Below are 12,931 nucleotides of genomic sequence, written 5' to 3'. Positions count from 1 at the left end.
GTGGGAGCGGGCTTGCCCGCGATGAGGCCATAACATTCAACATCTATGTCGAATGTGAGGCCGCCATCGCGGGCAAGCCCGCTCCCACAGTGTTTTGTAGTGTGACGACTATCCTCGCCGATCCAGCAGATTCACCACCAGCCGATCCACCCATCCCCATACCCGCTGCTTGACCCGCCGCCACAACGGCCGGCGCTTCCATGCCTCGAGGCTGACTTCCTGGCTCAGGGCAAAGTCATTCTCGAAACTCGCCGCCACCGCCCGGGTCAGTCCGGGGTCCAGGGCTTCGAGGTTGGCTTCCAGATTGAAGCGCAGATTCCAGTGATCGAAGTTGCAGGAGCCGATGCTCACCCAGTCATCGATCAATACCATCTTCAGGTGCAAGAAACACGGCTGGTACTCGAAGATTTTCACCCCGGCCCTGAGCAGACGCGGGTAGTAGCGATGCCCGGCGTAGCGCACCGACGGGTGATCGGTGCGCGGCCCGGTCAGCAGCAGACGTACATCGACGCCACGAGCCGCCGCCCGGCGCAGTGAGCGGCGGACTTTCCACGTTGGCAGGAAATACGGCGTGGCCAGCCAGATTCGGCGTTGGCCACTGTTCAGCGCGCGAACCAGCGATTGCAAAATATCGCGGTGTTGGCGGGCGTCGGCATAGGCGACCCGCCCCATGCCCTCGCCCATGGCCGGCACTCGCGGCAAGCGCGGCAAACCGAAGTGCGCAGTGGGTTTCCAGGCGCGCCGATGGCGGTTGGCAATCCATTGGCGGTCGAACAATAACTGCCAGTCGAGCACCAACGGGCCGACGATTTCCACCATCACTTCGTGCCATTCGCTGGTGTCTTCGCCTGGCGTCCAGAACTCATCGGTGACCCCGGTGCCGCCGACTACCGCCAGGCATTGATCCACCAGCAGCAACTTGCGGTGATCGCGATAAAAGTTGCCCACCCAGCGGCGCCAGCTCAGGCGATTGTAGAAACGCAACTCGACACCGGCGGCCATCAAGCGCTGACGCAAGGTCAGGGTAAAGGCCAGGCTGCCGTAGTCATCGAACAGGCAGCGCACTCGCACACCGCGTTCGGCAGCCTGGACCAGCGCCTGCACCATGGCCTCGGCGCAGGCTCCCGCCTCCACCAGGTACAGTTCCAGTTCGACTTGTTCTTCGGCGCGGGCAATCGCCACCAGCATTCGCGGAAAAAACTGCGGGCCGTCGATCAGCAGTTCAAAGCGGTTGCCTTCGCGCCACGGGAAAATTGCGCCGCGCATCTCAGCGCGCCGTGAAAATCAGCACCGCACCCACCGGCACCGACAGACTGATGGCCGACAAACCGGCCACCTTGCGCAAGCTTTCCAGGCCCGGGGCCAGGTCGAAATCTTCAGCGCTGATCACCAAAGGCTCAAGGGTCACCACTTGGAAGCGTCGATCATCGAGACGGGTCGCCAGCAGTTCGGCGTTGTATTGGTGTTGTTTGCCATGCAGGTTGACGGTCAACGGCAGGCGCAACTCCAGTTGTGCACCGGGCGCCAGGTCGTTGATCGGCTGCAGATCGATCTGCGTGGTGATCAGCGCTTCGGGAAACGTCTGGATCTCGAACAGCTCCTTGCGCATGCGTTCGTCGCGCAACGGAATGCCGCTGTTGACCGACTCCATTTCAACCTCCACCTGCGCCAGGCCTTTGGGATCGACCTTGCCGTGCAGCACCAGAAAGCGCTGCACTTCGGAGATGTTGGCGTTTTTAGTGCTGATGAACGACAGCCGCGAGGACTCGCCGTCCAGATACCAATTGGCCTGGGCCGACACGGTGACACCGGCCAGCAGCAGGAAAGCGAGGGTTTTGCAGACAAAGCGGTTGAACATAGGGACTCATGGGCAGATAAACCTGAGCGAACCTTAACTGGCCTGAGGCAGGTTGCAAACTCTAATGCCACAGATCTTGAGGCGAAAACACTTACCTGTGGCGAGGGGGCTTGCCCCCGTTCGGTTGCGCAGCAGCCGCCAAACCTGTGCATGTGTTCTACCTGAAGACATTCATTGCCTGATCATCCTGGGAGTGCTTCGCCCTCCAACGGGGGCAAGCCCCTCGCCACAAAAGCCCTCTGACCACAAAACACTTTCACCACAAACACATCGGCTTCACGGCTGCAGGCGACAGCCTTGGCGTTCACCAACCCACACAGCGCTATTGCTGCGCCCCATACCACCAACCGTCACGCGCTTGTTCGCGGCGTCATCGACGAACCCGCTGGAGGGCAAATACTGCTTCACATAGCTCCGGCAATACTCGGCCGGATTGTTCATCACATAACGGCACGAGCAGTATTCCTTGCTGGTGTAGGCGCTGATGATGTCCGGGAAAGCCCATAGCGCCACCCGCTCCTGCCAGACCCAGCCAAGCAAGGCGATCAGCAGCACCAGCAACAGCGTGCTGAACGGCCGACGACGAATAAAACGGTGATGGCTCATGGCTGCACCTTCATGGCAAAGGCCTTGAGCGCGAGTTTGAGCAATTCGTTGTGCCGATAACTGCCATCGCGATCATCGCCGTAGCGCACGATCACCAGGTTTTCGCTGGGAATCACGTACATCGCCTGGCCCCAATGGCCCAGCGCGGCGAAGGTATCGGCGGGGGCATCGGGCCAAGGTTGTGTCGCGCCATCCACCGCGCGATTGAGCCACCAATGCCCGCCGGGCACTGCTTCATCCTGGTTGGCTTGATAGCCAGCGAAAGGCTCGCGGCTGAAGTCGACCCAATCCTTGGGCAGCAATTGCCGCTCACGCCAACGACCGTCGCGCGCCATCAACAGGCCGACCCGCGCCAGATCCCGGGCAGTGAGATAGGCGTAGGACGATGCGACAAACGTCCCCGTGGCATCCGCTTCCCACACCGCACTGCGAATCCCCAAGGGTTCGAACAGCGCGGTCCATGGATAATCCGGATAACGGGCCGGGCCGACGATGGTTTTAAGCGCGGCGGACAGCAGGTTGCTGTCGCCGCTGGAGTAGCGGAATGCCTGACCGGGTTTAGCGTACTCGTCGTGGTCGGCAGTGAACGCCGCCATGTCGCGGTGACCACGGGTGTAAAGCATGGCCACCACCGAGGACTTCAATGGTGCGTATTCGTAGTCTTCCTGCCAGTCCAGGCCCGAGGCCCAGTGCAGCAGGTCGGCCATGGTCATGGCGGGGTGTTTTTCCAGCGCTGGATAGAACTGCACCGCCGGGTCCTGCAGTTTGAACAGCCCTTCGCCATAGGCCACACCGAGCACCGCGGCCATCAGACTTTTGCTGATGGACCAGGTCAGGTGCGGCGTTTGCGCAGTGGTCGGGCCGGCGTAGCGTTCGTAGACGAGTTGGCCGTCACGGATCACCAGCAAGGCATCGGTGCGAATGCCTTGGTGAGTGGCATCGTCACGGGGTGGGAAGGCGTAACTCTCCAGGGCCTGAAGTGCCGGGCCGGTGACTTTCGGGCCGGGTGACCATTGCTCGGCCGGCCAGTTTTCGGCGTGGGCCGTGAGGCTGAGCAGCAGTATGAAAATCAGGGACAAGCCTTTGAACATGAGGGGCGCTCGGAGGGATGAACCTGCTGAGCCTAGTCGAGCTTGATGACAGTATTTACGTCGCCAATGAGGCCGCCTTCGCGGGCAAGCCCGCTCCCACAAGGATCTCTGGTGTGCAAAATATTGTGTACGACGCAGATCATGTGGGAGCGGGCTTGCCCGCGAAGGGTCCCTCCAACCTTACGACAATCCCGCCAACGCCTTGGCCAACCGCTTGCCCCGCGCCCCTGCCGCCAAATCCATCACGGTCTGATCGCGCTGCCACATCGCCGCCCATTGTGGCGGGCCATCGGCCAGGGCCTGATTCACTTCAGCCTTGAGCCCATCGAACTGCGCAAACAACCCGCCCAGCAACACATGCCCGGCCGGATTGTTCGGCGCCTGGCGGCTGACTTCCGCGCACCCGGCCAGCAGCGCCAGCAAACGCAGTTGCAAGGTTTGCGACCAGTCGCTGTCTTGGCCAACGCCAAACAGCCACGCAGTCATGGCGCTCAGCACATAGGTGTCTTCGAGGGTACGGAACGGTTTGACGTATGCGTCCCAGCCATCCCCCGCCAGCAATTCACACAGCGCGTTGTCGAGAAACAACCGGCCGTGGCCTATGTCTGGCATCAGTGGCATCGGCGCGAGCTTTTCCAGACGCACGCCCGGTTCGCCGGGGTAAACCACCGCAAGGTTCAAGCGCGGCACTTCGCCGGGTTCTTCACTGCGGGCGGCGACCAATAGCCAGTCGGCGGCATCGCCAGCGGTGACGAAATCCTTACGCCCGCTCAGGCGCAGATCACGCAGACGGGTCTGCATGTCCGCCACCCGCAAACTGCGCTGTTCGGTCGCGCACAACGCGCCGAGGCTCAGCGGCGCGCTCGGCCAGAGCATGCGCAACGCCGCTTGATAACCCACCAGAAACGCCAGCCCCGGTGTCGCCATCAGCCGTCCACCGACCACCGCCAACTCGAACGGCGACACCGCGCCCAACTGTTGCAACAAGGCTGCAAAGCCTTCGCCCAGATCAGGATTGGCGGGCAGACGATCGCGGCGTTTCAACAGGGTTTGCCAGGGCATAAGAGGCTCCTTGTGGGCTGTCATATAAGCATCACCAAAGCTTCATGGCGATGACACCGGGGCTACATAGCCTGACTTTGCACAACACGGCTGCATAAAGAAAGTCGATCGGCTGCAACCCAAGACGGGTGGCCAGCCCGTACGGAGACTCACAATGACTCAGATCGCCCGCATCAGCGACACCGGCAATGAACGCCGCCTGCAAGCCGAACGCCTGGTGGGCGCCGAGGCGTTGCAGGAAGCCCAGGCCTTGCGCTTCAACGTGTTCAGCGGCGAATTCAACGCCAGGCTGAAAGGCGCGGAGCTGGGTCTGGACATGGACGACTACGATGTTCACTGCGCCCACATCGGCGTGCGTGACTTGAACACCGGGCGCCTGGTGGCGACCACCCGATTGCTCGACCACACAGCGGCCAGCAGCCTGGGCAAGTTCTACAGCGAAGAAGAATTCAGCCTGCATGGCCTGGTCCATTTGAAAGGCCCGATCCTGGAAATCGGTCGCACCTGCGTCGACCCGGCCTACCGCAACGGCGGCACTATCGCCGTGCTCTGGGGTGAACTGGCCGAAGTGCTGAACCAGGGCGGCTACAGCTATTTGATGGGGTGCGCGAGCATTCCGATGCAGGACGGCGGCATACAGGCCCACGCAATCATGCAGCGCCTGCGCGAACGCTACCTGTGCACCGAACACCTGCGGGCCGAGCCGAAGAAGCCATTGCCGACGCTGGATATTCCGTCCAACGTCATCGCCGAAATGCCGCCGCTGCTCAAGGCCTATATGCGTCTGGGCGCAAAAATCTGCGGCGAGCCGTGCTGGGACGAAGACTTCCAGGTGGCCGACGTGTTCATCCTGCTCAAGCGCGACGAGCTCTGCCCGCGTTACGCCAAGCACTTCAAGGCGGCTGTGTAATGAGCCGCTTGCGGGTGTACGCGCGAATTGCGCGAGTGCTTTTGGTGGTGACGCTGGGCTTGAGCATGGCCAGCGTGTTCGGGTTGTTCGAGCGACTGGGGGTTGCCCATTCGATGGTCCGTCGCCAGCGCTGGTCGCGGTTTTTCATGGCGCGGCTGAGCAATGCCCTGCCCTTTCGCGTGACCGTGCAGGGTGAGCTGCCCAAGCAACCGATGCTCTGGGTCAGCAATCACGTGTCCTGGACCGACATCCCATTGCTGGGCATGCTCACGCCGCTGTCGTTCCTGTCCAAGGCCGAAGTGCGCACCTGGCCGGTGGCGGGCTGGTTGGCGGCCAAGGCCGGCAGCCTGTTCATTCGCCGTGGTTCAGGCGACAGCCAGCTGATCCGCAAACAGATGACCCGCCATCTGGAGCAAGAGCACCCGCTGCTGATGTTCCCGGAAGGCACCACCACCGATGGCCGCTCGCTGCGTACGTTTCATGGTCGCTTACTGTCCGCGGCGATCGATTCCGAAGTGGCGCTGCAACCGGTGGCGATTCGTTATCTGCGCGATGGCAAGCTCGATACTCTGGCACCGTTCATTGGCGATGATGATTTGCTGTCGCACCTGATGCGCTTGTTCGCCAATGATCGGGGTGAGGTGGAAATTCATCTGCTCAAGCCGATCGAATGCCAGGACCGGGAACGTGCTGCGCTGGCGTTCGAAGCGCAGCAGGCGGTGCAGAAGGCGTTGTTCGGGGCGATTCCGGAAATGCAGCAAGCACCAATGCGCCCGGCTATTGCTGCTTAATCACAAATCCCTGTGGGAGCGGCGGTGCGGCGATCCGACTTGCCCGCGATGGCGGCTTAACATTCAACGGTAATGTTGAATGACATACCGCAATCGCGGGCAAGCCCGCTCCCACAGTTATTTATGTAGTTGGATAGTTTTGGGCAAAGTCCTGCAACTCGGGATAGAACAACCGAAAATCCTCGCTCAACGGTTCATACAATCGTCGCAATTCCTGCATCGCCTCGGCCAACTCCTCGGGCCGGGTCAACCTGCGTGAAATCCCCCGCAACACCTGCTCCAGCACCGCGAATTCCCGGTAAGAACCCAACCAGTCATTGGCCACCATGTGCGGCGCAATCATCGCCAGGCGCTCCGGCAACTGCGACTCAGTGGACAGCACCCTGTACACGTCCGAAGTGAACTGCTCCAGTGGCTGATCCGAGTAAAGCGTCCAGTCCCGCGCCAGGCAGTGGTCGAAAAACACATCGAGCACGATCCCGGCGTAACGCCGGCGCGTGATGGAGAACCGCGACAAAGCGATGTCCACCAACGGGTGGCGGTCGGTAAACACGTCGATGCTGCGGTGCAGCTGAATGGCCGCTTCGATCTCCGGATCGAACTGCCCTTGCAGCCGTCCTTTGACGAAATCGCCATACAGACTGCCGAGCATTTGACCGGGGCGCTGGCCACCGAGGTGCAGATGTGCGAGATAGTTCATGCGCGCAGCTTAGCACTGCGCCATCCATATCGTTATAACCCGATATACCGATTTACGCGGTCATCAGATCAAATTCATATTGGTATATCGCGAAGTACCGATTTAAAGTTCGCCTCATCGCGATATAGCGTTTTACTCATCACGAGCCCAAACCATGACCATCGACCTCGACGAAATAATAAAAGCGCTGGCACACCCAGTACGCCGAGACATTCTCATCTGGCTGAAAGACCCCAAGGTCCAGTTCCCGGAACAGCTCCACAACCACGAGTACGGCATTTGCGCCGGACAGATCGATCAACGCTGCGGCCTGTCGCAGTCGACCGTGTCCGCCCATTTGGCGACCTTGCAACGGGCGGGACTGATCAGCAGCCAGAAAGCCGGTCAATGGCACTTCTTCAAACGCAACGAGGACGTGATTCAGGCGTTCCTCGACGCCATCGACAAGGAGCTCCGCGCTCCGACAAGGAACTGACAATGCCCCTCTCGCTACTCATTCTGGCCTTGAGCGCCTTCGCCATCGGCACCACCGAGTTCGTCATCATGGGCCTGTTGCCCGAGGTGGCGGCCGACCTTGGTGTGTCGATCCCCGGCGCCGGCTGGCTGGTGACCGGTTACGCCCTGGGCGTGGCCATCGGTGCACCGTTCATGGCACTGGCCACCGCCAGACTGCCGCGCAAGGCCGCTTTGGTAGCATTGATGGGCATCTTCATCATTGGCAACCTGCTCTGCGCCCTGGCCAGTGACTACAACGTTTTGATGTTTGCCCGTGTGGTCACCGCTTTGTGTCACGGCGCCTTCTTCGGTATCGGTTCGGTGGTAGCTGCAGGCCTGGTACCGGCCAACAAACGTGCATCGGCCGTGGCCCTGATGTTCACCGGCCTGACCCTGGCCAACGTCCTCGGCGTGCCGCTGGGTACTGCGCTCGGTCAAGAAGCCGGCTGGCGCTCGACCTTCTGGGCGGTGACGGTGATCGGTGTGATTGCGCTGATCGGCCTGATCCGCTTCCTGCCGGCCAAGCGCGACGAAGAGAAACTCGACATGCGCGCCGAACTGCGCGCCCTCAAAGGCGCCGGCATCTGGCTGTCGTTGAGCATGACTGCGTTGTTCGCTGCCTCGGTCTTCACCTTGTTCACCTATGTCGCCCCTCTGTTGGGCGAGGTCACCGGAGTCTCGCCACGCGGCGTGACCTGGACCTTGATGCTCATCGGCCTGGGCTTGACGGTCGGCAACATCATCGGCGGCAAGCTGGCGGATAAAAGCATGGCTGCGACGCTGATCGGTGTGTTCATCACCATGGCGGTCGTGTCCACCGTGCTGACCTGGACCAGCATTGCCGTGATTCCAACCGAAATCACCCTGTTCCTCTGGGCCACCGCGTGCTTCGCCGCCGTGCCAGCCCTGCAAGTGAACGTGGTGACCTTCGGCAAGGCGGCACCCAACCTGGTCTCGACCCTGAACATCGGCGCGTTCAACGTCGGCAACGCGCTCGGTGCCTGGGTCGGCGGCAGCGTCATCGCCCACGGTTTCGGTCTGACCAGCGTGCCGCTCGCGGCAGCCGCACTGGCGGTACTCGCCCTGCTGGTGACCCTGATTACTTTCCGTCAGAGCGGCGATCCCGAACTGGCCCCTGCTACCAACTGATACCTAACGAGGGTTGTATTAAATGACGACTATTTTCGATCCGATCAAACTGGGCGACCTCGAGTTGGCCAACCGCATCATCATGGCGCCGCTGACCCGCTGCCGCGCCGACGAAGGCCGTGTGCCGAACGCGCTGATGGCCGAGTACTACGTGCAACGCGCCTCTGCCGGTCTGATCCTCAGCGAAGCCACGTCGGTGACGCCGATAGGCGTGGGCTACCCGGACACTCCCGGCATCTGGTCCAACGACCAGGTGCGCGGCTGGAGCAACGTGACCAAAGCAATCCACGGCGCTGGCGGCAAAATCTTCCTGCAGCTGTGGCACGTGGGTCGGATTTCCCACCCCTTGTACCTGAACGGCGAAGCACCGGTCGCGCCGAGTGCCATCCAGCCTAAGGGTCATGTCAGCCTGGTGCGTCCATTGGCCGACTTCCCCACCCCGCGCGCGCTGGAAACCGCTGAAATCGCCGACATCATCGACGCATATCGCGTGGGTGCCGAGAACGCCAAGGCGGCCGGTTTCGACGGTGTGGAAATCCACGGCGCGAACGGTTACCTGCTCGACCAGTTCCTGCAAAGCAGCACCAACCAGCGCACCGATAACTACGGCGGCTCCCTGGAAAACCGTGCGCGCCTGTTGCTGGAAGTGACTGATGCCGCCATCGAAATCTGGGGCGCGGGCCGCGTAGGTGTGCACCTGTCACCACGTGCCGATCTCCATGACATGGGCGACGACAACCTGTCCGAGACCTTCACCTACGTCGCTCGCGAACTGGGCAAGCGTGGTATCGCCTTCATTTGCTCGCGCGAGAAAGAAGCCGGCGACAGCCTCGGCCCACAACTGAAAGAAGCCTTCGGCGGCCCATACATCGCCAACGAACGCTTCACCAAGGACAGCGCTAACGAGTGGCTGGCCAGCGGCAAGGCCGATGCGGTCGCCTTTGGCGTGCCGTTCATTGCCAACCCGGACCTGCCGGCACGCTTAAAGGCCGATGCGCCGTTGAACGAGGCGCGTCCGGAACTGTTCTATGCGAAGGGTCCGGTCGGCTACATCGACTACCCGGCGCTGTAAACGTCTGCCGTTGAAACGCAAAAGCCCCGACTCGAAAGAGCCGGGGCTTTTGCGTATGGAAGATCAAAGGGTCGTTTGGAGGCGATCCTGTCAGCGCTTGCGCTGCCCCCAGGCGACCGCAAGACCGCTGAGGCAAATCACCGCGATACCGATCACGCCAAAGCTGTCCGGGGTATGGTCGAAGATCAAATACCCGTACATCCCGGCAAACAGAATCTGCCCGTAACTGAAGGGGGCCAGCATCGCCGGCGCCGCATGGCGGAAGGCCTGGGTCAGCAGCATGTGACCGAGCATGCCGCAAGTGCCCAGGCCAATCATGAACAGGCCGTGCAGCAGCGTTGGCGTGCTCCAGAAGAACGGCAACAGTGCAGTCATGATCAGGCTGTTGAGAATGCCGGTGAGAAAGTTGCTGGTGGTCGGACTGTCGATACCGCTGAGCAAGCGGGTGAGCAATTGATAGAAGCCAAAACACAGCGCCGAACACAGCGGCAGCAAAATCGCCGGGGTGAACAGCGCACCGCCGGGCCGCACGACGATCAACACCCCGACGAATCCACCCAGCACCGCCAGCCACTGATTGCGGGTTACCCGCTCATGCAGCAACGGTACGGACAACGCGGTCACTAATAAAGGAGCAAGAAAGGTGACGGCGGTGGCTTCGGCCAAGGGGATGTAACGCAGGCCGGTAGTGAAAAACAAGCTGGTGCCGATCAGGCACAGGGCGCGTAATAACTGCAAACCCGGACGCTTGGTGCGCACTACCACCGAGAAACCACTGCGTGGCACGAAAATCACCAGCATCAACAAGGTGTGCACCACGTAGCGTGCCCAAACCACCATCACGATCGGGTAGAACCCGGACAGGTACTTGGACAACGTGTCGTGACTGGCGAACAACAAAACCGCCAGGCAGATCAGCGCAATACCCTTTATCGGCTGCTCGGCGCCCTTGTAGCCCGGGTTGTTAACATTCATTCACAGACTCGACACAAAATTCCTACAAAATACGTAGCTCGCTACCTATCAACCTGGCAAACGTACGTATATAAAAGCACCCCATTACAGAAAGGCGAGCGAAGCAGGGACATTTCCCCCGCTTCAAGTCTTGACACAAACGGATCCAATTACGCATTTTGTTTCAATTGCGCAGGCTCGGACTCAAGCGCAGCATATCCAACCCTGTATCGACCAAACGCTCGGCTTCGGTGTGCAGTTGAAAACTGTCGGGGGCCAACAGCCACTGATACAGGATGCCGTCGACGTACGCATGCAGGCTGATGGCCGCGCGGGCAGTGTCGAGGTCTTCCGGCAATTGCCCGCGATTCATTGCATTACTCAGGGCCAGAGCAATTCGCACATTGCAATCGAGACTGGCCGTTCGGCGCTGCTGGCGCAGATCGCACATTTCATCGGTGAATTCGCACTTATGAAACAGAATCTCGTTGATGCGTCGGGTTTTCGGGTCCAAGGCAACTTGATGAAACAAATGAATCAGCAGCTTGCGCATGCAGCCCAGCGGATCGAGTTCATCTTCGCTTTCACTGGCCTTGGCCATTTCATCCAGCGGCTCATGCAAGGTATCGAGCATCGCCTGCACCAGATCCGCCTTGTTACTGAAATGCCAGTAGATGGCCCCGCGAGTCACGCCGGCCAGGGTAGCGATGTCCGCCAGCGTCGTGCGGGCCACGCCCCGCTCGAAAAAGGCTTTTTCTGCCGCTTCGAGTATCTGGCTTCGGGTTTCTTGAGCTTCCTCTTTGGTACGACGGACCATGGCAGTAAAACCTCAATCAGGGGTGCTTCAGCGATGTCTGAATATCAGCTGAATAAAAGTGGGGCGAGCGCTCTTGGGCGTCTCATCAGGCCTGGAATTCAAACCTTTGAACGGCTTCTGTAACCGTGTGGGTACACCGCCAAGGCCTTTACAAACAACCATGAACGTAAGTATATTCATTAGCAAGCTACTTATCCACCCGGCAAAAATTTTTTAACCTTCCACATTTCTTGTGCGCAATTTGCGCGCCTGACCCGAGGATCTTCATGCAATTCAAGCCAGCTGTTACCGCTCTGGTTACTGCCGTCGCCCTGGCATCGCTGCTCAGCGGATGTAAAAAGGAAGAGGCGGCACCTGCCGCACCCACCCCTCAGGTCGGCGTCGTAACCCTGCAACCACAAGCCTTCACCCTGACATCCGAACTTCCGGGGCGCACCAGTGCGTTCCGCATCGCCGAAGTTCGCCCACAGGTCAACGGCATCATTCTCAAGCGACTATTCAAGGAAGGCGGCGACGTCAAGGCCGGTCAGCAGCTCTATCAGATCGACCCATCGGTCTATGACGCCACCCTGAAAAGCGCCGAAGCCAACCTGCGTTCGACCAAGTCGATCTCCGACCGCTACAAGCAATTGGTCGACGAACAGGCTGTCAGCCGTCAGGAATACGACACCGCGCTGGCCAACCGCCTGCAATCGGAAGCGTCCCTGCAAAGTGCCCAGATCAACGTACGCTACACCAAGGTTTACGCACCGATCTCCGGTCGCATCGGCCGCTCGTCGGTGACCGAAGGCGCGCTGGTCAGCAGCGGCCAGACCGACGCCATGGCAGTCATCCAGCAACTGGACCCGATCTACGTCGACGTAACCCAGTCTTCGGTGGAGCTGCTTGAGCTGCGCCGCGAACTGGAAAGCGGTCGTCTGCAAAAGGCTGGCGATAATGCCGCCGCGGTCAAGCTGACTCTCGAAGACGGCAGCCAGTACAAGGTGGACGGCAAGCTCGAGTTCTCCGAAGTTTCGGTTGACCAGACCACTGGCTCCGTGACCCTGCGTGCCGTGTTCCCGAACCCTGATCACATTTTGCTGCCGGGCATGTTCGTTCACGCCCAGTTGCAGGCCGGTGTGAACAGCGCGGCGATTCTGGCCCCGCAACAAGGCGTGACCCGCGACCTCAAGGGCTCTCCGACCGCGCTGGTTGTCGGTCCGGACAACAAGGTCGAACTGCGTCAGCTCAAGGCCAGCCGCACTGTCGGTAACCAATGGCTGATTGAAGACGGTCTGAAGGCAGGTGATCGCGTGATCACCGAAGGGCTGCAATTCGTCAGACCTGGCGTTGAAGTCAAGGCCACTGAAGCCACTAACGTTGGCATAAAGAGCCCGGCCCCCGCACAGGCAGCTAACACAGCTGTCGGCGGCAAAGGGGAGTAAAC

The 12,931-nt window shown here is 60.5% G+C and carries 14 protein-coding genes; 6 read left to right on the top strand and 8 right to left on the bottom strand.

The features are described 5' to 3' along the window. Positions 1-108: 108 nt before the first annotated feature. The 5 genes from ACZ3HH_RS13450 to ACZ3HH_RS13430 all read right to left on the bottom strand — a co-directional run bounded on the left by ACZ3HH_RS13450 (position 109) and on the right by ACZ3HH_RS13430 (position 4,617). A complete protein-coding gene (locus ACZ3HH_RS13450; protein ID WP_465805240.1) occupies positions 109-1,266 on the bottom strand; it encodes a phospholipase D-like domain-containing protein in 1,158 nt (385 codons plus the stop codon). A 1-nt stretch (position 1,267) separates the two neighbouring features. Further along, positions 1,268-1,858, bottom strand: a complete 591-nt coding sequence (locus tag ACZ3HH_RS13445) for a YceI family protein (RefSeq protein WP_465805238.1) — start codon at positions 1,856-1,858, stop codon at positions 1,268-1,270. Positions 1,859-2,134: 276 nt separating this feature from the next. Continuing rightward, entirely contained in the window at positions 2,135-2,464 is a 330-nt protein-coding gene (locus ACZ3HH_RS13440; protein ID WP_465805237.1) for an amidase, read from the bottom strand. Further along, on the bottom strand, positions 2,461-3,555 hold the full coding sequence (locus tag ACZ3HH_RS13435; RefSeq protein ID WP_465805235.1) for a serine hydrolase domain-containing protein: 1,095 nt from the start codon (positions 3,553-3,555) through the stop codon (positions 2,461-2,463). Before ACZ3HH_RS13435 ends, ACZ3HH_RS13440 begins: the two co-directional genes overlap by 4 nt. A 180-nt stretch (positions 3,556-3,735) precedes the next feature. Beyond that, on the bottom strand, positions 3,736-4,617 hold the full coding sequence (locus ACZ3HH_RS13430) for an acyl-CoA dehydrogenase middle domain-containing protein (RefSeq protein WP_465805233.1): 882 nt from the start codon (positions 4,615-4,617) through the stop codon (positions 3,736-3,738). A 154-nt stretch (positions 4,618-4,771) separates the two neighbouring features. Here ACZ3HH_RS13430 and olsB point away from each other — a divergent pair, with 154 nt between their 5' ends. Together olsB and ACZ3HH_RS13420 are read left to right on the top strand one after the other, a co-directional pair. Beyond that, positions 4,772-5,527: an L-ornithine N(alpha)-acyltransferase gene (olsB, locus tag ACZ3HH_RS13425; protein WP_019580897.1), complete on the top strand. Its 756-nt coding sequence runs from the start codon at positions 4,772-4,774 to the stop codon at positions 5,525-5,527. Next, positions 5,527-6,318 (top strand): lysophospholipid acyltransferase family protein, encoded by a 792-nt coding sequence (locus ACZ3HH_RS13420; protein WP_465805231.1) that lies wholly within the window; start codon positions 5,527-5,529, stop codon positions 6,316-6,318. Before olsB ends, ACZ3HH_RS13420 begins: the two co-directional genes overlap by 1 nt. A gap of 121 nt (positions 6,319-6,439) precedes the next feature. Here the strand turns inward: ACZ3HH_RS13420 and ACZ3HH_RS13415 are convergent, their stop codons facing one another. Then, complete coding sequence (locus tag ACZ3HH_RS13415; protein ID WP_465805229.1) at positions 6,440-7,018, bottom strand: acyl carrier protein phosphodiesterase; 579 nt, start codon at positions 7,016-7,018, stop codon at positions 6,440-6,442. Between the two features lie 154 nt (positions 7,019-7,172). On the opposite strand from ACZ3HH_RS13415, the gene ACZ3HH_RS13410 reads away from it, so the two are divergent. Genes ACZ3HH_RS13410 through ACZ3HH_RS13400 form a run of 3 tightly spaced genes read left to right on the top strand, consistent with a single transcriptional unit; the run spans position 7,173 to position 9,734 of the window. Then, positions 7,173-7,493, top strand: a complete 321-nt coding sequence (locus ACZ3HH_RS13410; protein WP_007903797.1) for an ArsR/SmtB family transcription factor — start codon at positions 7,173-7,175, stop codon at positions 7,491-7,493. Between the two features lie 2 nt (positions 7,494-7,495). Further along, on the top strand, positions 7,496-8,662 hold the full coding sequence (locus ACZ3HH_RS13405; protein WP_465805227.1) for an MFS transporter: 1,167 nt from the start codon (positions 7,496-7,498) through the stop codon (positions 8,660-8,662). 22 nt (positions 8,663-8,684) lie between these two features. Then, entirely contained in the window at positions 8,685-9,734 is a 1,050-nt protein-coding gene (locus ACZ3HH_RS13400) for an alkene reductase (protein WP_038979272.1), read from the top strand. A 90-nt stretch (positions 9,735-9,824) separates the two neighbouring features. Here the strand turns inward: ACZ3HH_RS13400 and ACZ3HH_RS13395 are convergent, their stop codons facing one another. Then, positions 9,825-10,709, bottom strand: a complete 885-nt coding sequence (locus ACZ3HH_RS13395) for a DMT family transporter (RefSeq protein ID WP_465805225.1) — start codon at positions 10,707-10,709, stop codon at positions 9,825-9,827. A 163-nt stretch (positions 10,710-10,872) separates the two neighbouring features. Beyond that, positions 10,873-11,505 carry an efflux system transcriptional repressor EmhR gene (emhR, locus tag ACZ3HH_RS13390; protein ID WP_465805223.1) on the bottom strand — a complete coding sequence of 211 codons (633 nt, stop codon included), beginning with the start codon at positions 11,503-11,505 and terminating at the stop codon, positions 10,873-10,875. A gap of 266 nt (positions 11,506-11,771) precedes the next feature. Here emhR and emhA point away from each other — a divergent pair, with 266 nt between their 5' ends. Continuing rightward, positions 11,772-12,929, top strand: coding sequence for an efflux RND transporter periplasmic adaptor subunit EmhA (gene emhA / locus ACZ3HH_RS13385; protein WP_465805222.1), 1,158 nt, complete (start codon positions 11,772-11,774; stop codon positions 12,927-12,929). Positions 12,930-12,931: the final 2 nt, after the last annotated feature.

Source organism: Pseudomonas sp. PME37.24/025 (genome assembly GCF_055556615.1).
The sequence above is the reverse complement of the archived record's forward strand: the minus strand, read 5'-3'. Positions and strand labels throughout refer to the sequence as shown.

Coding starts and splice junctions, on each gene's coding strand:
- ACZ3HH_RS13450 (WP_465805240.1), bottom strand. CDS start 1,266: ATGCGCGGCGCAATTTTCCCGTGGCGCGAAGGCAACCGCTTTGAACTG.
- ACZ3HH_RS13445 (WP_465805238.1), bottom strand. CDS start 1,858: ATGTTCAACCGCTTTGTCTGCAAAACCCTCGCTTTCCTGCTGCTGGCC.
- ACZ3HH_RS13440 (WP_465805237.1), bottom strand. CDS start 2,464: ATGAGCCATCACCGTTTTATTCGTCGTCGGCCGTTCAGCACGCTGTTG.
- ACZ3HH_RS13435 (WP_465805235.1), bottom strand. CDS start 3,555: ATGTTCAAAGGCTTGTCCCTGATTTTCATACTGCTGCTCAGCCTCACG.
- ACZ3HH_RS13430 (WP_465805233.1), bottom strand. CDS start 4,617: ATGCCCTGGCAAACCCTGTTGAAACGCCGCGATCGTCTGCCCGCCAAT.
- olsB (WP_019580897.1), top strand. CDS start 4,772: ATGACTCAGATCGCCCGCATCAGCGACACCGGCAATGAACGCCGCCTG.
- ACZ3HH_RS13420 (WP_465805231.1), top strand. CDS start 5,527: ATGAGCCGCTTGCGGGTGTACGCGCGAATTGCGCGAGTGCTTTTGGTG.
- ACZ3HH_RS13415 (WP_465805229.1), bottom strand. CDS start 7,018: ATGAACTATCTCGCACATCTGCACCTCGGTGGCCAGCGCCCCGGTCAA.
- ACZ3HH_RS13410 (WP_007903797.1), top strand. CDS start 7,173: ATGACCATCGACCTCGACGAAATAATAAAAGCGCTGGCACACCCAGTA.
- ACZ3HH_RS13405 (WP_465805227.1), top strand. CDS start 7,496: ATGCCCCTCTCGCTACTCATTCTGGCCTTGAGCGCCTTCGCCATCGGC.
- ACZ3HH_RS13400 (WP_038979272.1), top strand. CDS start 8,685: ATGACGACTATTTTCGATCCGATCAAACTGGGCGACCTCGAGTTGGCC.
- ACZ3HH_RS13395 (WP_465805225.1), bottom strand. CDS start 10,709: ATGAATGTTAACAACCCGGGCTACAAGGGCGCCGAGCAGCCGATAAAG.
- emhR (WP_465805223.1), bottom strand. CDS start 11,505: ATGGTCCGTCGTACCAAAGAGGAAGCTCAAGAAACCCGAAGCCAGATA.
- emhA (WP_465805222.1), top strand. CDS start 11,772: ATGCAATTCAAGCCAGCTGTTACCGCTCTGGTTACTGCCGTCGCCCTG.